General features: G+C 36.5%; 22 protein-coding genes. 9 read left to right on the top strand and 13 right to left on the bottom strand.

The window, feature by feature from the left end; translation table 11 throughout:
• Positions 1-86: 86 nt before the first annotated feature.
• Genes STA7437_RS06565 through STA7437_RS06555 form a run of 3 tightly spaced genes read right to left on the bottom strand, consistent with a single transcriptional unit; the run spans position 87 to position 3,396 of the window.
• Positions 87-1,568 carry an Ig-like domain-containing protein gene (locus tag STA7437_RS06565; protein WP_015192593.1) on the bottom strand — a complete coding sequence of 494 codons (1,482 nt, stop codon included), beginning with the start codon at positions 1,566-1,568 and terminating at the stop codon, positions 87-89.
• Positions 1,569-1,571: 3 nt separating this feature from the next.
• Entirely contained in the window at positions 1,572-2,363 is a 792-nt protein-coding gene (locus STA7437_RS06560) for a TIGR03943 family putative permease subunit (protein WP_015192592.1), read from the bottom strand.
• Between the two features lie 10 nt (positions 2,364-2,373).
• Positions 2,374-3,396, bottom strand: a complete 1,023-nt coding sequence (locus tag STA7437_RS06555; protein ID WP_015192591.1) for a permease — start codon at positions 3,394-3,396, stop codon at positions 2,374-2,376.
• Positions 3,397-3,881: 485 nt separating this feature from the next.
• On the opposite strand from STA7437_RS06555, the gene pstC reads away from it, so the two are divergent.
• From pstC to STA7437_RS06540, 3 genes are read left to right on the top strand one after another with little or no spacing between them, the layout of a single operon-like run.
• On the top strand, positions 3,882-4,778 hold the full coding sequence (pstC, locus tag STA7437_RS06550; protein WP_015192590.1) for a phosphate ABC transporter permease subunit PstC: 897 nt from the start codon (positions 3,882-3,884) through the stop codon (positions 4,776-4,778).
• A 29-nt stretch (positions 4,779-4,807) separates the two neighbouring features.
• A complete protein-coding gene (gene pstA, locus STA7437_RS06545; protein ID WP_015192589.1) occupies positions 4,808-5,713 on the top strand; it encodes a phosphate ABC transporter permease PstA in 906 nt (301 codons plus the stop codon).
• A gap of 5 nt (positions 5,714-5,718) precedes the next feature.
• The gene (locus tag STA7437_RS06540) at positions 5,719-6,210 is read left to right on the top strand and encodes a TIGR00725 family protein (protein WP_015192588.1); all 492 of its coding nucleotides are present in this window, start codon (positions 5,719-5,721) and stop codon (positions 6,208-6,210) included.
• A 71-nt stretch (positions 6,211-6,281) separates the two neighbouring features.
• Here the strand turns inward: STA7437_RS06540 and STA7437_RS06535 are convergent, their stop codons facing one another.
• Positions 6,282-6,707, bottom strand: a complete 426-nt coding sequence (locus tag STA7437_RS06535) for a hypothetical protein (protein ID WP_015192587.1) — start codon at positions 6,705-6,707, stop codon at positions 6,282-6,284.
• A 77-nt stretch (positions 6,708-6,784) separates the two neighbouring features.
• Complete coding sequence (locus STA7437_RS06530) at positions 6,785-7,420, bottom strand: GNAT family N-acetyltransferase (protein ID WP_015192586.1); 636 nt, start codon at positions 7,418-7,420, stop codon at positions 6,785-6,787.
• Between the two features lie 322 nt (positions 7,421-7,742).
• Here STA7437_RS06530 and STA7437_RS06525 point away from each other — a divergent pair, with 322 nt between their 5' ends.
• Complete coding sequence (locus STA7437_RS06525) at positions 7,743-9,503, top strand: GAF domain-containing protein (RefSeq protein WP_015192585.1); 1,761 nt, start codon at positions 7,743-7,745, stop codon at positions 9,501-9,503.
• Positions 9,504-9,524: 21 nt separating this feature from the next.
• Here the strand turns inward: STA7437_RS06525 and STA7437_RS06520 are convergent, their stop codons facing one another.
• Positions 9,525-10,706 carry a class I SAM-dependent methyltransferase gene (locus STA7437_RS06520; RefSeq protein WP_015192584.1) on the bottom strand — a complete coding sequence of 394 codons (1,182 nt, stop codon included), beginning with the start codon at positions 10,704-10,706 and terminating at the stop codon, positions 9,525-9,527.
• A gap of 234 nt (positions 10,707-10,940) precedes the next feature.
• Between STA7437_RS06520 and STA7437_RS06515 the strand changes: the two genes are divergently transcribed.
• A complete protein-coding gene (locus tag STA7437_RS06515; protein ID WP_015192583.1) occupies positions 10,941-11,312 on the top strand; it encodes a VOC family protein in 372 nt (123 codons plus the stop codon).
• Between the two features lie 39 nt (positions 11,313-11,351).
• Here STA7437_RS06515 and STA7437_RS06510 read toward each other — a convergent pair whose 3' ends face one another.
• A complete protein-coding gene (locus STA7437_RS06510) occupies positions 11,352-11,564 on the bottom strand; it encodes a hypothetical protein (protein ID WP_041619815.1) in 213 nt (70 codons plus the stop codon).
• Between the two features lie 420 nt (positions 11,565-11,984).
• Between STA7437_RS06510 and STA7437_RS06505 the strand changes: the two genes are divergently transcribed.
• On the top strand, positions 11,985-12,839 hold the full coding sequence (locus STA7437_RS06505; protein ID WP_015192581.1) for a cyanophycinase: 855 nt from the start codon (positions 11,985-11,987) through the stop codon (positions 12,837-12,839).
• A 5-nt stretch (positions 12,840-12,844) separates the two neighbouring features.
• On the opposite strand, the gene STA7437_RS06500 is transcribed toward STA7437_RS06505, so the two are convergent.
• From STA7437_RS06500 to STA7437_RS06480, 5 genes are all read right to left on the bottom strand, one after another.
• Complete coding sequence (locus STA7437_RS06500; protein WP_015192580.1) at positions 12,845-13,636, bottom strand: YdcF family protein; 792 nt, start codon at positions 13,634-13,636, stop codon at positions 12,845-12,847.
• A 100-nt stretch (positions 13,637-13,736) separates the two neighbouring features.
• A complete protein-coding gene (locus STA7437_RS06495) occupies positions 13,737-14,990 on the bottom strand; it encodes a bifunctional folylpolyglutamate synthase/dihydrofolate synthase (RefSeq protein ID WP_015192579.1) in 1,254 nt (417 codons plus the stop codon).
• 86 nt (positions 14,991-15,076) lie between these two features.
• A complete protein-coding gene (locus tag STA7437_RS06490) occupies positions 15,077-15,523 on the bottom strand; it encodes a universal stress protein (protein ID WP_015192578.1) in 447 nt (148 codons plus the stop codon).
• 77 nt (positions 15,524-15,600) lie between these two features.
• Positions 15,601-16,371 (bottom strand): hypothetical protein, encoded by a 771-nt coding sequence (locus STA7437_RS06485; RefSeq protein ID WP_015192577.1) that lies wholly within the window; start codon positions 16,369-16,371, stop codon positions 15,601-15,603.
• A 307-nt stretch (positions 16,372-16,678) separates the two neighbouring features.
• Entirely contained in the window at positions 16,679-18,307 is a 1,629-nt protein-coding gene (locus STA7437_RS06480) for a mechanosensitive ion channel (protein WP_015192576.1), read from the bottom strand.
• A 396-nt stretch (positions 18,308-18,703) separates the two neighbouring features.
• Between STA7437_RS06480 and STA7437_RS06475 the strand changes: the two genes are divergently transcribed.
• On the top strand, positions 18,704-19,165 hold the full coding sequence (locus tag STA7437_RS06475) for an SRPBCC family protein (protein ID WP_015192575.1): 462 nt from the start codon (positions 18,704-18,706) through the stop codon (positions 19,163-19,165).
• Positions 19,166-19,397: 232 nt separating this feature from the next.
• Here the strand turns inward: STA7437_RS06475 and tnpA are convergent, their stop codons facing one another.
• Complete coding sequence (gene tnpA, locus STA7437_RS06470; RefSeq protein WP_015192574.1) at positions 19,398-19,799, bottom strand: IS200/IS605 family transposase; 402 nt, start codon at positions 19,797-19,799, stop codon at positions 19,398-19,400.
• Positions 19,800-19,833: 34 nt separating this feature from the next.
• Between tnpA and STA7437_RS06465 the strand changes: the two genes are divergently transcribed.
• Both STA7437_RS06465 and STA7437_RS06460 read left to right on the top strand, forming a co-directional pair.
• Complete coding sequence (locus STA7437_RS06465) at positions 19,834-21,036, top strand: RNA-guided endonuclease InsQ/TnpB family protein (RefSeq protein ID WP_015192573.1); 1,203 nt, start codon at positions 19,834-19,836, stop codon at positions 21,034-21,036.
• The gene (locus STA7437_RS06460; RefSeq protein WP_015192572.1) at positions 21,026-21,988 is read left to right on the top strand and encodes an arsenic resistance protein; all 963 of its coding nucleotides are present in this window, start codon (positions 21,026-21,028) and stop codon (positions 21,986-21,988) included. Before STA7437_RS06465 ends, STA7437_RS06460 begins: the two co-directional genes overlap by 11 nt.
• The last annotated feature ends 45 nt before the right edge of the window (positions 21,989-22,033 follow it).

Here is a 22,033-nt window from a genome sequence, read left to right as displayed (position 1 = left end):
ATGCCTAAAGGTGATGGGTTTGCGGACTACCCTTGTTTTCTATCATTAATCATCAGTAAGTCGCCTAGTTCGTCACAAAAATATCCTTAAGGTAACCATTGAGGATGAAAACCGATTAAAGGCAACTCCTCTAACTGATGGGAAAAGTCTTTAGTTTGTTCCGAAGCGGGAAGCAGTAACCACAAACGACTATTAATAATAGTTTCTCCTGAACTAGTAGCAGGTAAATTCGCTTGCTGCCCAGATTCTGTGGTTAAAATTTGGTCGAATAAAACTCCTAAACCATCGGGTGCCATACTAATTTGACTATCTTGATATTCTGGTAAAGCGAGTAAAGGATTAATTTGATTAGTTTTTAAATTGATTTCTGCTAAATAGGGTTGTTCCTGATATTCTTCCCCCTGCTTGAGTTCGGTTAATAAACAATAGAGATGAGTCACATTGGGATTAAACTGACAATCCAAAATTGAGCCTTTGGTATTGAGCAGTTCTTTTTGGATGCCTTGATTGTTGACATAAAAAAGCGACCGCGTATATTTCAATTTAGGATTATCGGTATTGTAATTGACCATTGCTGCTGCTGTGCCATCGGGTGCAAAACTCACGACTCGACCAAATTTAGGTAGAAAATCTAAAGGTTCAGCATCTGGTTGTAATGGCAAAAGAGCAATTCCTTCTCCTTGTGCCACTGCAAGAGTTTGGCTATCAGGTGCAATTAAAAAATCTCCGCCTGAAGAATTTTGGATTGGTTGAGGTTTTTGATTTTCTTCAATTAACCATAAACCAAAATCAGTAGGATCTTTACGGTTAATGCGTTGAACCACAATGATTTTTCCGTCTTGAGAGAGGTCAAATTTTTGGTTTTGATAACCTTGATGATCCAAAATTAATTGAAGTTCGGGTGTTTGATTGGCAATAACTTCGGTGTTAACAGTATAGAGTTGTAAATGATTAACTGCATCCATACCAAGCTCGCTTTTAGCAGCCGAGAATAAAATTAAATCTCCTTGAGGATAAGGTTCAAACTCAAAAACCGTTAATTCTGGAGGAGTTAAGATAGTTTTGGTTTTTTGTGTCCAATTATAAAGAACTAATCTTCCTCGTTCTTCTCCTTGAGAACCTAAATAGGCAAAAGCGCGATCGCGACTGTAAAATTCACTTCTGAAAGGTTGGATTAATTCCCCTAGTTGTTCGCTTCCAGGAAATCTTTCTTGCGCTCCTTTGAGAGAAATTAAATAATTTTCTCCATAGGGTGCGGGATTGTCTAAAGTATAAGCTAGTCTTAGCCCCGACCAACTAAATTTACCAGATAAAGGCGGTTGAATTCTGAGATTGTCTTCTACACTAGCACGATCCATCGGACGGTTAAAAGTCAACAAAAAAGCGCGTTCTTCTCTACCAATTGCTTTATTTTCCCAGGTAAAATTACTTACTTTGGGACCAGTGTGAAACAAACAACCATTCTCACACGCTGCTTCACTCCATAACAATCCGCCGATGACTAAACTTAAGGCGAAAATGAAAGCGACCGCTATTTTATCGATTAAGGGAAATTTTGTCGTCATCATAGCTTAATAATCGTAAGGATCTGCTGGTGTAGGAATTGATTCAATCGTTTTGGCGGTTAGTACCAGTTGTCTTTTGGTCGTTTTACTCTCGGCACTAGTTAAATTTTCAGTTCCCATTGTTCCTGTTACAGTAAGCCAACTATCGGGAGGATAAGCGGTACGGTTGCCTTCAAGTTTGATTGGAATTCCCACTGGATAAGCATCTACTGCACAACAAGTTACGATAAAACGAGATAAAAGCAGATAATTATCAGGAAGTTCGGGAAGATGAATCACAAACCCTGTTACATTAGCTGGTTGTCCAGCATAGGCATCGGGTTCAGGATAAGCATTTAAAGTTCTTACCCAATCAATAATGGTACGTTCTTCTGGTTTGGTTGAAGTACGAAAGGTTTGGGGTTGGCTACGAGTGAGAGGTAAAGTGTCGGAAACTCCCCTAGCCAAAGCCGTGTCGCTATTTAACACCCGAGGAGAAATTATTAAACCTGCGATCGCAACAAGTAATAATAAAGTTCCACTCCAGCCAGTAGGTAACAGCGTAATATGTTCGTTATTATCAGTAGTATCTAAAGATGATTGCCAATATATAAAAGTTTTTAATAAACCTAAAGCCAATAAAACGATGCTACTAACTACAATTAAGCCAAAGTAGTTGGGATGGATTAATAATTTATATTGACCAGTAACAGAATATTTGAGTAGTAGCAAACCCCAAGCCAATAAAACTAAAATATCTAACCAACGCAGAAACTTGGGTGATTTATTCTTTGGCAAAGAAATCAATGAATTGAACATCTAAAAATAATTAGAAAAAATAACTATAAATCAAAGTAAAAATAAAAGTTAGTTGGGCTGCGATCGCAAAAATATAAGCAATAATTCTTGGTTTAAAAATCGACAACATCAAACCAATTCCCTTGATATCAATCATCGGACCAAAAATTAAAAAAGCCAGTAGCGAACTACTAGTAAAAGTAGCAGCAAAAGAAAGCGCAAAAAAGGAATCAACCGTCGAACAAATTGAAACTACTGCTGCCAGCAACATCATTGCCAGAATCGAAGTAATTGTATCTTGTCCCAAATGCAGAATAAATTCACGGGGAACAAACACTTGAATGGTAGCTGCGATCGCACTTCCGAGGATCAACATCCCTCCCAATTCTCGTAACTCTTGCACCACATTATTTAAAAACAATTGGCTTTTTGATAAAGTAGTCGTGCTAGTAGTAAAACTTGGTAAAGTATCGAGCAAAGAATTATCTAAAGGTAAAGTTTCACCCTGACCCAATAAAAAAGTACCCGATTGTAACAGTACAGGTACTTTCTCTAATTGAGGTTCTCGACTCAACTTAAGTGCGGAAGTTTTTGCCCATAACACTCTTACTAAAGCTGGTTGTAAAATCGACTTGCTATCAACTTGCCAACTAAACACAAAACCAATCAAAGTTGCGATCGCTAAAGAAAACAAAACTCTGAAAATTACAATTTGAGGTTGTTCACCAAAAGCCACCCAAGTCGACCAAATTACCACAGGATTAATAGTTGGGGCTGCCAACAAAAAAGCCACCGCTACTCCAGGGGATACACCTTTAATTAACAGTCTTCGTGCGACAGGAACATTTCCACACTCACACACAGGAAACAAAAAACCAACACAACTACCCACTAAAGCTCCCAGAAAAGGATTTTTTGGTAATTTATTAATTAATTTGCGTTCATCCGTTAAAAATAACAGAGAACTTGATAATATAACCCCCAAAAGTAAAAAAGGTATTGCCTCGACTAATAAACTGAGGAAGAGAGTAAAGGCATTGTGCAGTTGAATCATGTTTAGCAGTAATCGACTGTTTTATTGAGCGACAAGTTGGATTAATTAGCAACTAGAATTAATTAATACCCCAAAAAGGTAAAGAAACTGAGCTTAATATACCTTATGTTTTTCCCAGGAAAAATAACTTATTTAATTCTTCATTAAAGCTTTAATTGATTGAAATAATACTAAGAACGATTAAAAAATGAATTTGACAACAAAAATGTGATTGCGTAGCAGCAGCTAGCGCGATTTTGTAACCAAGACTAAAAAATAACTGGTTGAGTTCCCCTTGTTTTCTTTACCTAAGCTTAACTACTAAGTTGTAAATATAACTAAGAAGCTGATAGTTAAAAACTGTCACATAAGATACAATTAATCGAAACTAACAGCTAAATTGTAGCGATTTTAATGGTAGGTATAAACCCCAAGATAAACTTTTGATTTCTGTACGGGCGATTTATGAATCGCCCCTGCTTTTAACTTTTGACTTTTAATTTATTATGAATGGTAATCGAAGTACTAAGATTCAATCACGTTCTCCTATAGAAAGAACCTTAGATAAAGGTTTTTACTGGGCAGCCAGAATATTTGCTTTATCCATTGGGGGCATTTTAATTTGGATTACAATTCAAGTTGCTATCCAAGCAGTTCCTGCGATTTCTGAATTTGGACTAGGCTTTTTATTTTCAAGTAGTTGGAATCCCGTTAATAGTCAGTATGGTGTCTTACCAGCAGTTTATGGCACAGTTGTCAGTTCTTTTATTGCTTTATTAATTGCCGTGCCGATTGGATTAGGAGTTGCAATCTTTTTGAGCGAAGATTATTTATCTCCTAAAATTCAAAGAATTATCGTTTTTTTAGTGGAATTATTAGCAGCAGTACCTAGTGTAGTTTACGGTTTGTGGGGTATTTTTGTTTTAATTCCTTTTTTAAAAGAAATTACGCCGTTAAAAGGACCAGGAATGTTACCTGCTGCTTTAATTTTATCGGTAATGATTTTACCTACTATTGCTGCAATTGCTAGAGATGCAATTATTAATGTTCCGATTGACTTAAGACAGGCAGCAGTTGGTTTAGGAGCAACTCGTTGGGAAGCAATTTTAAAGATCATTGTTCCTGCTGCTTCCTCAGGAATTATTGGTGGAATTATGTTAGCCCTTGGAAGAGCTTTAGGAGAGACAATGGCAGTCACGATGTTAATTGGTAATGCTAATACCATTAATCCTTCCGTTTTTGCTCCTTCTAATACAATTTCTTCTCTGCTTGCCAATCAATTTGCTGAAGCTAGTGGCTTACAAGTTGCTGCTTTAATGTATGCAGCTTTAATATTATTTGCTATTACTTTGATTGTAAATATTTTGGCTCAATTATTAGTAACTAGACTACAAAAGATTTAAAAATATTTTATTAATTAAATTAAGCAAAAATGAATCAGGAATTAATTCAATCACAACCAGATTATCCTTTTGATCCTGCCAGTCTAAAGCGTAATCCTAGGTCGCCTCGTACCTTATTTGGTCTAGTGATGACAGGAATAGCAACCTTATTTACTGTTCTGGCAATTATCCCTTTATTAATTATTTTAAGCTATTTATTAACCAAAGGAATTAGCTCTCTCAGTCCAATGGTTTTTACAGAATTACCACCCCCTCCCTTAGTAGAAGGAGGCGGATTTGGTAATGCCATCCTTGGTACAGTCATTATGGTAGGAATTGGGGCAGCCATTAGTGTACCAATTGGAATTATGGCAGCAATTTATCTTTCAGAATTTAGTCAAGGGAAATTAGCCGAATGGATTCGTTTTGCTACCAATGTTCTCAGTGGTGTTCCTTCGATTATTATTGGGGTATTTGCTTATAGTGCTATTGTATTAACTACTAAATCCTATTCTGCGTGGGCAGGAGGTTTTGCTCTAGCTATTCTGATGCTACCGATTATTATTCGCACTACTGATGAAGCCTTAAAACTCGTTCCTCAAGAAGTGAGACAAGCATCAGTAGGAATTGGTGCTAATGATTATCAAACCGTTTTGCAAGTAGTTTTACCTGCTGCCATTCCTGCCATTATTACAGGGATAACCTTAGCCATCGCTCGTGCTGCTGGAGAAACTGCTCCTTTGTTGTTTACTGCCCTCTTTACTCAATATTGGCCGAATTGGAATAATCTGTTGGTAGAACCTACTGCTTCCTTAGCAGTTTTAGTTTATAATTTTGCGATCGTACCGTTTAAAAATCAACAAGAATTAGCTTGGGGTGCTGCTTTTATTTTAGTGTTATTAGTTTTACTCACCAGTGTCATCTCTCGAATTGCTACTGCTAGAAGAACTTATTAATTTTTATGAGTAAAATTATCATTGGAGTGATGGGGCCGGGAGAACTTGCCACTCCAATTGATTTAGATTATGCCGAACAATTGGGCAAGTTGATTGCTGAAAATAATTGGGTGTTGTTGACTGGTGGTAGAAATGTCGGGGTAATGAATGCAGCTAGTTTAGGTGCAAAATCTGCTGGTGGTTTAACTGTAGGTATTTTACCCGATCGCACTACTGCCAGAATGTCTGAATTTGTAGATTTAGCAATTCTTACCGATTTGGGTAACGCTCGTAATAATATTAATGTTCTTTCTGCTACTGTTATTGTCGCCTGTGGTATGGGAGCAGGGACAGCTTCAGAAATCGCTTTAGCTTTAAAACAACCAAAAAAAGTAATCCTCTTAAATGCCGATCCTGTTAGTCAACAATTTTTCTGCAATTTGTCGCCAGAAAATCTTGTCATTGCTAATGATCCCCAAAATGCGATCGCACAAATTAGAGCAATTCTAAAACAGTGACCAGTTACTAATTACTAATTATGAGGGATTAATAATTAACAATTAACAATCCACAACCATGAAAATTGAATTCAAAACAACCCATTATTACGTACTTTGGTAATAGTTTGAGGCAAAACTCCTACCAGGAGGGCAAAAGCTTCATCGGGTAAATTTTCTACTGTTTGTGCATCAAACCAATGTTCAAATTGATTAAGAATTACTTGCGCTCTTTCAGCAGGAATAGGATTATCAGTAATTTGTTTAGTTAGTTTTACCCACTGTCGTCGCATTTTATAAGCTTGTCTTCGTTCTTCAGGTGTTTGAGGAACAATTAAAGATATTTTACCAACAGGAAGTACAGCGATCGCATCACAGTCAAATTGACCACCAACAATTGCTCCAGGTCCAGCAAACTCAGCATAATATTTTTTATAAATAATTAGACCATTTTTGCGCCGAGGATTAACTATTAATAATTTTTGTGCTTGTAATTGAGCTAGTATTTCGCTTGCCATTCGTTTGACTAATGATTAAGCAGACGAGGAGTAATTATTTATTTTTAACGAGTTGACAATTATTTTGAATCAAAAAATCAATTAGACAATTGTTTACTTAATAATAATCTTTGAGAACTCTTAAATAATAATTTGCGCCAAGAACTTTCTTGCTGATAAATTTGATAACCTCTTTGAAAATATAGTTGTTTAGCTGGTTGATTATCTTCTAATACATGAAGACGAGTTTCTTGATATCCCCACTCTAAGGCAATTTGCTCACAACTCGCTAATAATTTTTGAGCCACTCCTCGACGGCGATACAAACGAGCTACAGCCAAATTAGAAATATAAGGATATTGAGTATCGCTTGACCAAAAAGAAGGATAGCGAAGACTAATTTCTACTGTACCAACAATCATAGATTGCCCAGCAGGTTCAACTAAACTAGCAACTAAACAACAATAGTTAGGTGGACAAGTACGAAAACGATTGCGTAAATCTTCATAAATGCTGAGTTTGAGAGGAGAATAAAGCCAACTAAAAAATTGAGGAAACTGATAAAAACCATAAGTAAGAACATCCGTCACATCGGATATATCCTTTGGTTCGGCGTTACGAATAGTTAATTGTTGCAGATTAGGTTTCTTTTGGTTACTAGTTTCTGGAGAAAGTGAAACGGCAGAGGACTGAGGATGGCAAAATAAACGCCAACAAGGAAACGTAGCTTTCACTTGATTTAAAAGTTGATTCAATTGAACAGGTATTTATCAAAAAAGCAGTTTTAATTTGTTTCCCAACTATTGTAATTGTTTCTAGTCGAGAGTGGGAACAATAAGAAATATTGTCTGTGATTTCGTTCGGAAGGAAAAAAACTCCAATTTGGCTAAAAATTCAGACTTGAAGGAGTTAAATTCTCTGATTTTATGAGCGAAAACACAACAAAATCACCACGATAGTTGGTAGGGACTTACAAGGGCATAAATTTACGCCGTGTCATAGTCCTTATTTTCCACTGTCATTGTGAATTTACTTCCACACTTATTACTGAAATTAATGCTGGAATCTTTAACCGCTCAAGATCAACGTTTGCACCTAAAACAAATAGGGCAAAACTTGGTTAATACTATTGGAATTGTTCTCAAAGTAGATCTGGCAATTTTGTTAATTTGTGAACCCCAAGAATCTGTAGAACAATACTTTTTTTATCAGCAAGCACAATTTAAAAAAGCTAATGGGCATCTTGCGCTAGAAACTTTAAAATTTACCGTTAAAATCACCGAAGAGATGATTTTAGTAGAAGATATTCCTCAAACTTTATCAAAAGTAGAAGATTTATCTCCACAACAGCAAGCTTATTTAAAAGCAAAAATTTATTCTACTATGTCTGTACCACTGATTAATCAGCCAGATTTAACAGTAGTATTGGCATTACATCATTGTCAACAAGTTCATATTTGGCAAGAGGAAGAAGTACAGATAGCCTTGATGATGGCAAGTCAAGGTGCATTGGTGATTTATCAAGTTTTTGCCTATGAAGCAATGCAGGCGTTGGCAAGACGAGAAGGTACAATTAATCGAATTACAGCAGCAATTCGTTCTAGTCTAGAACCACAATCAATTTTTACTGCTATTACCACTGAATTAGGTCAAGCTTTAAAAGTCGATGGTTGCACTCTGTCTTTGTGGACAAAAGACGATCAATATGTTCAGTGTGTTGGTTTATACAATCCTAACGAACCAAATCCTTTAGCTAAACAAGACTTACCCAAATCTTCTGTCGCGATCGCAGATAATCCCATTTTACAAAAACTTTTAGCCACTCAAAAACCAGTAGTCATAGCTGACTTGCAAAAACACCCAGAGATGGCAAGATACGATCTTCCTTGGCATTTCTGTAATAAAGCTTTGTTAATTGTGCCTTTAATCGTTGATGGGGAAATTATTGGCAGTATTACTTTAAGACAATCGAGTCAATCTCGTTCGTGGCACAAATCTGATTTAGTTCTAGCAGAAGCGGTAGCTTCTCAAGCTGCGATCGCTGTACAACAAGCACGACTGTATGAAACCACTAAACAACAGGCTGAACTTTTGATTGAACGAGAAAAAAAAGTCAAAGAACTAAATAATTATTTAACTGAATCAGTTTTAAAACGTTTTTTACCAGAGTCTATTGTAAATAAAGCTGCGGTAGGAGAATTGGCTTTAGATTTAAACCCCGAACCTCATCGAGTAACTATTTTATTTGCTGATTTAGTCGGTTTTACTCCTTTATCGAGTCAATTAGGTAGTCGTCGTCTTGCCGAATTTCTCAATCAATATCTCGAAGCAATGGCTAAAGCAGTTTTTGAACAAGGAGGTACAGTAGATAAGTTTCTCGGTGATGGTATTATGGCTTTATTTGGTGCGCCCGAAAGTTTAACACCTCGCGAACAAGCTCAAAAAGCGATCGCAACAGCCAAACAGATGCATCACTACCTTAAAGAACTTAATAATCAGTGGCAATTAAAAAAGCTTTTGATTAAAAATACTATTCCCAAACTACAATTACGCTGTGGTATTCATCAAGGTAAAGCGGTAGTCGGAATGTTTGGTGGCAAACAAAGAAAAGATTACACAGCCATTGGTACAGCAGTGAATATTGCCTCTCGATTACAAGAAGCAGCAGCAGCAGATACAATCTTAGTTTCCGCTACTGTTGCCGTTTGTTTAGAAGTTCATGAAATCAAACAGGTTAGTTCTCTGCAATTAAAAGGAATTGAAGAAAAAGTAATTGCTTTTTCCGTTGCACTACCAACATCTCAAGCACCTGAATAAAAAAGAAAATTAGGTTTCTTTTTAAACACAGAGGTACTCTGGTTCTACACCCAAATTACTCACTAACTGTCTAATTTCTGCTTCGTAAATCGAATTCATCACCAAAATTATATCGGGTTGATATTCTCTTAAAAATTCGGGAGCAATAATTTTTTGTCCACTACCAGCGACAAATTTCCCTTGTTTACGAGGATTAAGATCAACAATATAGTCAATACGATTGTGGTCTTGAAGTAAATTAAGAAAAGTAACGCCTTTAGAACCAGCACCCCAAGCGACTACTTTTTGTTTTTTGGCAGTTAATTCTTGCAATTTTTTCGTCCAAAATGAAATTTTTTGAGCAAATTTATCAGTAAAATCGTTTAAATCTGCTTCTAAAGCCGTAAGAGGTTCAACTTCTGCGTAATTACTACCAATAGCTTCTGTGGTTGGTACTGCTTCTAAACAAATAAATTGACCATCAAAAACTTCCCGAACGTCTTTAACATCAAAACCATGATTGATAAAGGCATTAACAAATGCAGTAGGTGCGTAATAGCAACAATGCTCGTAAATCAAATCCCAAATAGCTAAATGACGAAAAGTATAGAGTGCATTAGGAACTTCAAAAAAGACAATTGTGTCTGTGCGGTTGCCAATAGCTTTTCTTAACGGTTGAAGTATTTGAGCAGGATCGATGACGTGTTCAAGAGTATGACGACAACAAATTAAATCCGCTTGATAATTTTGATAACGTTCTGAATAAAAATCTTGAATAAATTGAACTTGAGAAGAAAAAGATTGATGTTCTGCTCTAGGGACATAGGTAGGATCGAAACCAATACAGTGATTATCACCCAATTGAGCTAAAGAAATCAAAAAATCTCCTTTACCGCAACCAATTTCAATAATATTTTTTTGATAAAGTTGATGGCGTTCGACTAATTCTTGCGCTAAAGATTGAGCATATTGTTGAAAACGAGGCGAATAATGTAAAGAATTTTCGTAATCTTGGTCATAATCTAATTTACTTGGATCATAAGCAACATTACTAATTAATCCTGTTTTGGAATCATAAGTTAGTTTAAGATCTCCTTTAGGGCAGTTTTTAGCTGCATCTTGTTCCGACCAAAGTAAATTGCAATAAATGGGAATGTTCAACATTTCCAAAAAAATTGCTGAATTAGAAGAAAACAAAGAATTATTGAGCAGAGAATCGTTCATTGGCAATCAGGAAGATAAGGGAAATAAAACGATAGGAACATACTAGTTTGTCTCAATCGCCTTAAAGCTTCATCATTTTTACATCTCCCAAAGTAACAGAAAAAAATGCGACTGCGTAGCAGTAGCTAGCGCGATCAATAATCCATTTAATTTAGCTAGACCACAAGAAATATAGTAGAGAAAATTCATGAATTTTTCCTACTCAGCCATTTCAACCACTAAGCAATAAACAAGATGAGTTTTTTCTGCCACGATGCTTTAGTTACCATAGCAGCATTAGAATATCAAAAAGTAATCGATTTTTATCGAAAATTGTTATCTCAAGAACCTCAACCTTATATTGCTGAGATTTATGGAGAATTTCATTTACCAGGATTGCGTTTAGGCATTTTTTACCCAAAAATAAGTCACCAGTCTGAGTTTAATAACTCTACTTATAGTGGTATGAGTATTTGTTTAGAAGTAGAAAACTTAGAAAAAGCGATCGCGTATTTGCATCAAATTGGTTATCCTCCACCAGGAGAAATTATTACTGCTTCTCATGGCAGAGAAATATATGCTTACGATCCAGCAGGAAATCGTTTAATTTTGCATCAGTCTAATTAAAAACTATTTTCTAGGAAGCTCTGTTTAAGCTCAAGTTAATTAAGGAAAAAACACTTGATCTTCAATTCCCTTCCACCATTCTCCTAAATTCATCATATCTTCGTGAATATCCTGTATTTCTCGGAGATATTCTTCTGGTGCAAGAGTATGTTTACGTTCTTGTAATTTGGTTAATCTTAACTGTACTAACAACCAAGGCTTGGACAAACCATCATTATCTTCAATATATTTTGCCAAATCTCTACTATTTATCATCACTTGCTCGATGGGATTATTTCAATACATATTAATTAACCATAACGCAGCTTTAACTTTTGTAAAGGCAATTCGTTTAATTTTTTACTGCAATCAAGAGCGATCGCGTGTATAGTGATTATTCTACCTAAACTATCTAAAATACTCTAGAGATTGAGCTAGTTATAATACTAGTTTTATTAATAAAAATTATATATTAGGTATGATTTTTTAAGAAGATTGTAGAAGTAAAAAAATAAATTCAAATAAAGGGATCAATTGACAAAGAATGTTAATTAATTTATATGAATTTAATCTAAACTACTATTTGTTAATAAATTTTATTCATTAGTCAAAAATACATCTAAAGAAATATATTACCTTCTAAGTAATTATGTTTTATTTAAATTAATAAAATAAAAAAGATCGGAAGGGTATATGGTAGGAGCTAAAAGTAGAGAACAATCAGACGAAGAATCTAAACAACAATCGCCTGTATTAAAATCTCAAGGACAACTAATCATTATTGGTGGTGCAGAAGATAAAGAAGGCGATTGCACTATTTTGCGAGAGTTTGTTCGTCGCGCTAGTGGAAGAGGAGCAAAAATAGCCGTGATGACGGTGGCTACAAGTTTACCAGGAGAAGTAGGCTCCGACTACAGAGATATTTTTGAAAGATTAGGTGTAGAAAAAGTAGATATTGTCGACACAGAAAGACGAGAAGATGCTAGCGATCCTCGGTATCTTGAAATATTAAAAGAAGCCACAGGAGTATTTTTTACTGGTGGAGATCAAGCTCGGGTTACCGATGTTCTTAAAGATACAGAAATTGACAAACTTTTACATGAAAGATTTGCTCAAGGATTAGTAATTGCAGGAACAAGTGCAGGCGCAGCCATGATGCCAGATATCATGATTGTAGAAGGAGAAGCTGAGACGAATCCTCGCCTAGAGACTGTAACTTTAGAACCAGGTATGGGTTTCCTACCAGGAGTAGCTATCGATCAGCACTTTGCTCAACGAGGAAGATTAGGAAGACTGATCTCAGCTTTAATTCAACAACCGGCCGTTTTAGGATTTGGCATTGATGAAAATACAGCGATCGCGGTTAAGGAAGATGAGATTGAAGTGATTGGCGAAGGTGCTATTACTATCATTGATGTTGCTAACATTACTCATACCAATGTCGACGAAACTTTACACGATGAGTCTCTCGCAATTTGTGGTGCGAAGTTACACGTGATTCCTCACGGCTATCGTTTTGATCTTCGTAAGCGAGAGTGTAAGTGTTAAAAAAATTATAGCCAACCTCGTAAACCATAGATCCAGATACCAAGATATTCTTTAATTGCTTTAGTAGTTTGTTCGAGAGAGCGAGTATCTGGTAGAAAATCGAGGATTTGTGCTTCTAAAGTATAGTTGGCTTTTTTGACTTCTTGTTCACTAACTAAAAAATCAGTCGGTGCTGCGATCGCATCAATCCCAAGACGTTGGAAAATTGCGAGCGATCGTGGCATATGCATTGCTGAGGTGACTAAAAGAACTTTTTTAATACCTTTAGTCAGTAAGATTTCTTTGACATTACTAGCGTTTTGATACGTATTGAGAGAATTTGGCTCAAGAATCATTACTTCTGGTGGAATTCCTGCAATTTTCAAAATTTCTGCCATATCTGCTGCTTCTGAGTTACCATTACCTGTCCAATCAATTCTTCCACCTGAAAGAATTATCAAAGGTGCTAACCCATCTTGATAGAGTTTGGCTGCATAAATCAAGCGATCGCCTTGGTCGTTTAAGTCTGGCATTGGTCGAGGTGAGGCGGGATTTTTAGTTGCTCCTCCTAAAACCACAATGGCTTCAGCACTAGGTAATTGTGCTGGTGGAAGATATTGCCATTCTAGGGATTTGACTAAGTGAGTGGCAACTCTAGCGTTACTGGCAGTGAGAAGGATCACTAAAGCTAAGAAAATTGGTAGTGGAGTCCAAGAAGAACGTTTAAACCAAGATACTAAAGCGACTATCAACAAGATAGAAGTCAATCCTAATGGATAAATAAACAGTGGCAGTAATTTGGAGAGGAAAAGAAACATGAATTGTTGATAGTTGATGGTTAATTGTTGGTTGCTACCCGCACCTTCGGTGAGGTTGATTATTCCTCCCTCATAATTAGTAATTAGTAATTAGTGACTGCTATCGAGAATATTGTAAAAAATATCCTAGTAAATATAAAGAACCACATAAAATTACTAAACGTTTAGAGTCGGAAGTGTTATCCCAAACAGTTTGTAAGGCAATAAATAGATCAGAGTAGGTTTGACACTGTTTTAATTGGGGGCAAATTTTCTGAGCTAAAGTAGCTAATTCTTGTGGTTCGGCGGTACTATGGTCGGGAACGGGTACTAGATGAAGTTCGTCTTGGGGTCTAAGTAATGCCTGTAAAATATCCTCATGATCTTTAGTAGACAGAATTCCCATGATCCAGATTACAGGTTGATTTAAAGTATCCACGTATTGTCTCAAAACGATCGCAGCAGCAGGGTTATGCGCGCCATCAATTAATAAAGAACGATTTTGCCAAGTAGTCCATTGCAATCTTCCTAACCACCGAGTCTTTTTCATTCCTTCGACTATAGCGGTTTGGGGGATTTGCCAGCCTTGTTGTTGTAGAATTTGACAAGTTGCGACCGCAATTGCTGAATTAATTAGTTGTACTTGTCCGAGTAAAGGTAACGGATATTGTATGTCTTGATATTTTGCCCATCCTGGTTTAGTTTCTGTAGCAGGTTCAATCCACACCGCAGGACAATTTAAAGTTTTAATTCTTTGTTGAACTACAGTTTGAGCTTCTGGTGGTAAAATTCCGATTACCGCAGGACAATCTTGTTTAAGAATACCTGCTTTTTCACCAGCAATATCGGCGACAGTAGGACCTAAACGTTGCCAATGTTCTTTACTAATAGAAGTAATAACACTAACTAAAGGGCGATCGCAAACATTAGTCGCATCTAATCTTCCTCCTAAACCTACTTCCATAACAGCAAGATCTACTTGAGATTGAGCAAAATATAACCAAGCAGCAGCCGTAATTACTTCAAACTGAGTCGGACTTTCACTATTAGGGTCAATTTTTGCCTTAATTTCCTGTAATACAGAGATTAAAGCTTCAGAAGCAATTGGTTGTTCGTTGAGGCAAATTCTTTCTGTCCAATCTACTAAATGAGGAGAAATATAGCGTCCTACTCGGTAACCTGCTGCTGTCAAGATTGAAGAAAGGTAAGCACATACCGAACCTTTGCCATTTGTACCTGCTACGTGAATAATTGGTACTTGTTGCTGAGGATTATCTAAATCAGCTAATAATTTTTTGATTCTGGTTAAACCTAGATTCACTCCAAAGTGTTGAAAAGGTTCAAGCAGAGAATCAATGGAATTGTTAATTGTCATAATTCAGGAAAGCTTACCCATTTTTTCCAGATAAACTCATTATCACAACTAGAAGTCCTTTAACTTCAATTATTTTCTCTGTCTGATTAAAGATTAAGCATTTTCGATGGCACAAGTAATACTGGGCAAGCAGCGTGAGTAAGTACGCCTTCACTAACACTACCCATAAAGGTTTTATAGATAACATTATGACCATGAGAACCAAGTACAATCAAATCTGCTTGTAATTTGTTTGCCTCTTGAATAATGGTTTCTACTGTTACACCTTGAATCAAAAGTGGAGTAACATCCAAACCGCGATCGCTTAGTTTATTAGCTTCAGTTTGAATTAGACGATGTTCTTCACGAAAAGTTTTAGCTCGCCAATCTCTTTTACTTTGGGGCCCTGTCTCAAATCCTACAAAATCGGGATCGGGTTCAGCAACGTGAATTAACCAGAGTTTACTACCGCAACTAGCTGCTATTTTTGCTCCCGTTTCAATGACTTTGGCCGTAATGTCAGAAAAGTCGATCGCTATTAAAATATTTTCCATATTTCTATTTCACAATAGTATGTTTTTTTACTAAGAATTAAATAAAATTTCTACCCATCTCCGCATCTTACCAATTTTTATTTTCTATCTTCTAAAACAGTTGTTTGCTGAGATTTAATTTTAGTTTCTAAATCCTGAATTTTTGCAATTACCTCTTGTCTAGTTTGCTGATCTCTTAGGTTAGGTAAAATTGTTTTCCAAGCCACAATTTGAGCTTCTGTAGTATCGGGATTAGTCGCTAAAAAATTGGCTGTTTGAAGATAGCGATCGGCAAGATTTTTTCCTGATGCACTATTTTGTAAATTAGCCAACTTGGCTGCCATTTGATAAGAATTTTTAGCTGCTTCATTATCCCCAATAAATAACAATTCGTCTAAACCTTTAGCGTTCCAAAGTGAAAAATTATCAGGAGAAGTGGTAGAAGAAATTGAATCTAATACCTGTTGTATTAAAGTAATAGTTTGTTGAGGTTTTCCAGCATACATTGTATTAGCAGTTGATAAAGTTAAATATGCTTGCGTAAAATGTGGATCGTATTGAACAATAGTTTCAAAATAATCTGGAACTAAAGAGTATCCGGTTTCGTCCCTAGCAGGATCATCACCAAAATATTGAACGAAATGTAAAAAAATCGAATCTGCTTTTAAATTATCAAAGCCTAGAGAGGGAAAAAATTTTTGAAATGCTAGTAATGTTTGACGATTTTGTTCTTCTTGTAAGTAATTAGTTGTTTGAGTTTGATTTGTTTTAATTTGGTTAATTTGCAAAGAAATTATACCTGACAAGCAAATTAATAAAAATAATAAATTACGAACAAACTGATTTGATTTAATTTGATTTAAAAGCATAAGTATATAAAAATAGTTAGTAATTAATATTTTTTTCAGCCTTGATTAGATTTAAATTCCAGTTTATTGATAAATAAAAATGAATGTTTTTTTTTATTTTGAACTTCACAACAACTTTATCAATGTAAAAACTGTTTAAAGAAATTTGCTGAATTATTAAAACTTTTTTGGTTGATTATACTTAAGTAATTTTATCAATAATAGCATTTTAAACAAAAAAAAATTCCTAGGAAATACCTAGGAGTAAAAATAAATTGTCAAAGACGAATTAATGAGTAGAACTTTGCTCGAAAACAAAAACAAATATTTATCTATTTTTAAACGAATTAAGCCAAGAACGTAATTGTTCTCCAGCAACTTCTCGACCACCCAAACCAAAAGCTAAGGCAATAGCTACAGCGATGCCACCTACTAACAAACCAAAAGCAAGATTGACAATATCAGGTGCAACACCCATTTGCTGCAATGCCATAGCAGAAATCAGCGTAATAATGGAAATACGAGCAGTTTGTGCCAAAATTCTGGCTTGACGAGTTCCAGAACTGATAATCAAATTATAAGCAAGATTAGCTAAGTACAAACCAATGGCAAAAACCACTAATCCTAAGAATATTTGACCAGCAATTACCAGAATTACCCCAATTACCGATTGAAGAGCCTGAATTTGCAGAATATCAACAGCAGTCAAAGCTGCCACTAACATAATTGCCACTAGGACAATGATTCCGGCTAGTTCAGAAGGAGTTTTAGAAGTAACGGTTGGTTCGGTTTGAATTACCGTTGGTTGTTCAGTTCCTCCTACCATTGGACTAGTGGAAAAAGGAGTAGTAGTTCGAGGGGGTGGAGTGGAAATACCCAACCATTGAAAGAAGTTGTTAAAACCTATGCTAGTCAAAATGTTAGTGACTAAGTCAGAAACAAACTTGCCTACAATATAGAAACCGACTAATACAACTCCAGCAGCAAATAGCTTAGGCACTAGGTTTAACACCTGATTAAGCATATTGATAGCTGGTAGAGAAATAGCTGCAATATTGAGAGCTTCTAAAGCTGCGATCGCAGTAGGGATTAAAATAAGAACATAGACAATTGTTCCGATAATCCAAGATAGGGATTGTCTTCCACCAAGATTAGAAAGCCCAAATCTTTCTCCTACTCGATCTACTCCTGTCGCGGATAACAGGTTAGTAACTAAACGACGTACAATCTGAGCGATAAACCAACCAACTGCACCGATGAGGATGGCTGCCAAAATATTAGGCAGAATTCCCAAAATTTGATCGAGCAGGTTTTGAACTGGTCGCAGAGTACCTTCTAGTTGTAAAGTACTTAAAATAGAAGGTAAAAAGAGAAGAAAGATAAACCAATATAAAGCGTTGCCAATCGTATCGCTCAAAGCAAAATCGGAACTATCTCTTGGTGACTGCCCTAATCGCTCATCAATCCTTAACGCACCTAAACCTCTAGTCACTACTAATTTGACTACAGTAGCCAGTACCCAAGCAATACCTAGTAAAAAGGCTGCTCCAAGAATTTTCGGTAAAAAGCTAGTTACCTGATTTAATAAAGAATTGAGCGGTTGGGAAACTGCTTCTAATTGCAGTGCATTGAGAAAACCTACTACAGCAAAGAGAATAATTAACCAATAAGCTAAATTGGCAATCCAATCTTCTATCGGTATCGTTTCTCCACCTCTTTGTCCAGTTAACCAGGCAGCAATACGGTTATCAATACTAGTTTTATTGAGTAACCCTTTAATAATCCCTTTGACAACTGAGGCAACAATCAAACCCAGGATCAAGATCCCAATTGCTTTAAGCAAATTGAGCAAGGAAGAACCGAGATCACTTCCTAGGGCAGAATATACTTGCTGATCTAACGCCTGTGCTATGTATAAAGATAGGTTAGGCAAGATCGAAATCATCATGTTTGTCATTTTCTTTCGTGTGAATTTAGATCGAGAGGGGCTACTTTTAAGGAATTGAAAGTTTTTGCTTGTTGACTCAAGCGAGCTTTGTCAATTATTCCTTGACTTAATGCGCCCCATTCTTTCCGTACTATCTACGAGAATATAAGATCGATTTTTAAATTTAAGTCAAGATATTTTCTGGGTTAATTATGCCAAATTAACCAAATAATACCTAAAAAGTTAAGATTTAATCATAAATTCAGCATAATTGCTTAGTTAAGATTTAACTATTAAGCTCTTATTAAGCTGTATGGTTCGATTTTTAGCAATTTTTGCTGAAGCAAATCACTAAAATTAATTCAAAAAACTACCTTTACAATTGACATTTTGCTAAATTAACTTGTACTTTTTGCTTAAAATAGTATGTCCTCACCTCAAATTTTTGAACAATCGATCGCGATTAAAGCTAGTGCGACAGTAGTAGAAAGTTGCTTTACTGATTTGGATTTGATGCACCGTTGGCTCAATCCTGTGTTAAGATGCGAGCCAATTGGTAAATGGAATACAACTATTGGTAGTTTAAGTAGATTTACGATTAAAATTCCTTTGCTACAACCTTCTCTTAAAAGTGTAGTCGTGGAAAGAGAACCTGGTTTAATTGTCTGGCAGTTTGACGGCTTTTTTCAAGGACGCGATCGCTGGGAATGTCAACCTTTACCAGAGGGAACTTTATTAATTAATCGTTTTGAGTTTGAAATTCCTAATGCTATTGTCAGTTGGGGTTTTAATCAATTTGCTGCAAATTGGACAAAGAAAGATATGCAGGCTCAACTACGACGACTTAAACGAGTAGCAGAACAAGTTTATCGCGATAGCGATCAGTAAATAACCTGAATTCGGGTGAGAGCGGAAAATATTATTTTTTCGTTAGCTCAAAGTCCTATTTTTTATAGTTGATACAAGGGTGTGAGGGTGAAAAATCGCAATGATGAAATGGTTTGACCAATAAAACCTGAAGTTCGCAAGCCCCTAAATTCATTGATGGGGACGGGGCTTTCAAGGTGGCGAACCAAGTTCGCCACACAGCCCCTCATAAGAACGAAAAGCAATTTATTGCCTACCTGCTTCTCTTCTGGTTTTTAACGTACTCTTTTATCTTTTCTAGCGGCGCACCTCCTGTTGTACATACAAAATAACTGTTTGTCCATAAAGTAGGCAATCGCTGCGTTAGCTGCGGAAACTCCTGTCGGAGATATCTAGACGTTGCCCCTTTAAACCGTTTAACTGCGCGATGTACCCCAAACTGCGGGTCTAACGATACTACTAAGTGGACATGGTTCATCTGGCATACTTCCATCTCTAGTATTTCAACTTTAATTTCTTTTGCTATTTGAGTTAAAAGTTCTTTTAGTCGTATTTGTATTTCCTCAGTTAGTACTGGACGGCGATATTTGGTAACCCAAACTACGTGGTAATTACAGCAAAATACTATATTTTTATTGGTTTTGTACTCAACCATTGTATTATACAGATGCTTGCTGTATAATCATACCATGCCTAATTACTTTGTTCGCAAACTAAAACTAGAAAAAACTCCACAACTAGATTCTTTGGCTCGTGCTGCTGGTGAATTATATTCTCGTACTTTAGTTTCCTTCTGGCGCACGGTACGTAAAAAAGATATCTGGTTGTCGGGTTACATCATGGAAAGATGGCACACATCTTCTTCTCTCCATGCTCATAGTTCGGATGCAGTAACTCAATCTTTCTATGGTTCGCTCAAGTCATGGAGGACTAGAAGAAAGACCGACCCTCATAGCAAACCCCCAAAGAGAAGGCGTTGGTACTTCAAGGTTACTTGGAAGAAGGCAGCTATTAAATTAAAAAACGGCAAGTTGTTTTTATCCAACGGTAGGGGTAATAAGTCTCTGGTAGTAGATTGGCGTTGGAAAAAACCTAAGACGGTTGAGTTGGGTTGGAATAAAGCATCGCAGTGCTATGAGCTTAGAGCTTGTTATTCCGACACAATACCCAATACTGGCGAAGCTAAAGGGGTTGCTGCTGCGGACTTAGGGGAAATTCACCCTATGGTAATCGCGGACGGAGTTAACACCGACATATTCAATGGGAGGTATTTACGCTCTGTTCGTCGCTATCAAAACAAAGTTAAAGGTAAATTAGCTAAATTAATCGATAAAAAGAAGCGAGGTAGCAAACGCAGGAAAAGACTGATTAGAAGTAAACAAAAACAACTAGCAAAATTCAACAATCAGATTAAAGATATCGAGCATAAACTAACTAGTCGTGCTGTTTCAATGCTGAAATTAAGGGGCATTCAAACACTAGTAATAGGAGATATGCGAGATATAAAAGACGATTTGGACTATGGAAAAAAGAATAACCAGAAACTGCATCAATGGAGTTTCGGTTCTATCAGGCACAAGCTGGAATACAAGTGCGCGAGAGCAGGTATAAAGACGACTTTAATAACGGAAGAATACACAAGTCAAGAGTGCTTATGCTGTAGGACTAGAAACAAGCCCAAGAAACGTAACTACTTATGCAATAGCTGCCATGCAAAGTTTCACCGCGACCAAGTCGGCTCGAACAATATACGTGCAAAGTACCTGGGGGAAGTCCCAGTAGTTGGAATTATGGCTGTTCCCTCTGGAGTGCGTTACCATTCGCATCTTCAGTGTAACCTAAGCGAAGCAATTCTGTTAGGGAATTCCCTAGCTTCTAGCTATGGGGAGTAGTCAAAAAGCGCAGCCATTTTTAGTTTTAGTTTCAGTTTTCGTTGGTCTAATCTTAGGGCAAGTAGTCTGGTTGAGTAAATTAGCTCCAAGCGCGATCGCGCCTTTGTTAGCTTTGATGCTATATGGGACTTTTTTACCATTACCATTGAAACATTTTGAACGAGGATTAAAGAACTCTAAGGTAGCCTTAGCCAGTCTAGTAACTAACTTTCTCTGGACTCCGATTTTTGCTTGGGGTTTAGGTGCTATCTTTTTGCCAGATTCCCCTGATTTGTGGGTAGGGTTGATTATGTTAATGGTGACACCCTGTACTGACTGGTATTTAGTGTTTACTGGGGTTGCAGGTGGAGATGTAGCTTTGGCAACGGCTTTACTCCCTCTCAATTTAGTATTACAAGTTGTTTTATTGCCAGTTTATTTACTATTGTTAGCAGGAACATTGGTTGAGTTAAACCCTGTCAGGCTTTTTGAGAGTGTATTTTGGGTATTATTAATTCCTTTATTGATGGCAACGATTTCTCGACGATTAATTCTGTGGCGGAAAGGAAGTTACTGGTTTGAACAAAGATTGTCAAAAGTTACTATATTTCAAATCCTGTGTCTCAACCTTGCGATCATCGCTATTTTTGTTGCCGAAGGGAATAACCTTACCCAACATCCAGAGTTATTTCTTAAACTCTTGCCTCCTGTTGTGCTGTTTTTTGTGACCAATTTTATCTTGGCACGTCGAATTGGACAATATTTAAAATTTTCCTATCCAGAATTTGTCTGTTTTAGCTGCACAACTTTAGCACGTAACTCTCCTTTATCTCTGGCAATTGCTGCTACAGCATTTCCCTATCGACCTTTGATTAGTCTTACCTTGGTCATTGGGCCCTTGATTGAATTACCAATTATGGTTTTAGTTTCTCAATTGCTGTTACGAATTCGACGAAAAAGACAATTGCAGTAATATGTTTTAGCCTCATCGCCTCAATTGATAATGTTTATTTTACCA

The organism is Stanieria cyanosphaera PCC 7437 (genome assembly GCF_000317575.1).
Lineage (GTDB): Bacteria > Cyanobacteriota > Cyanobacteriia > Cyanobacteriales > Xenococcaceae > Stanieria > Stanieria cyanosphaera.
The sequence above is the reverse complement of the archived record's forward strand: the minus strand, read 5'-3'. Positions and strand labels throughout refer to the sequence as shown.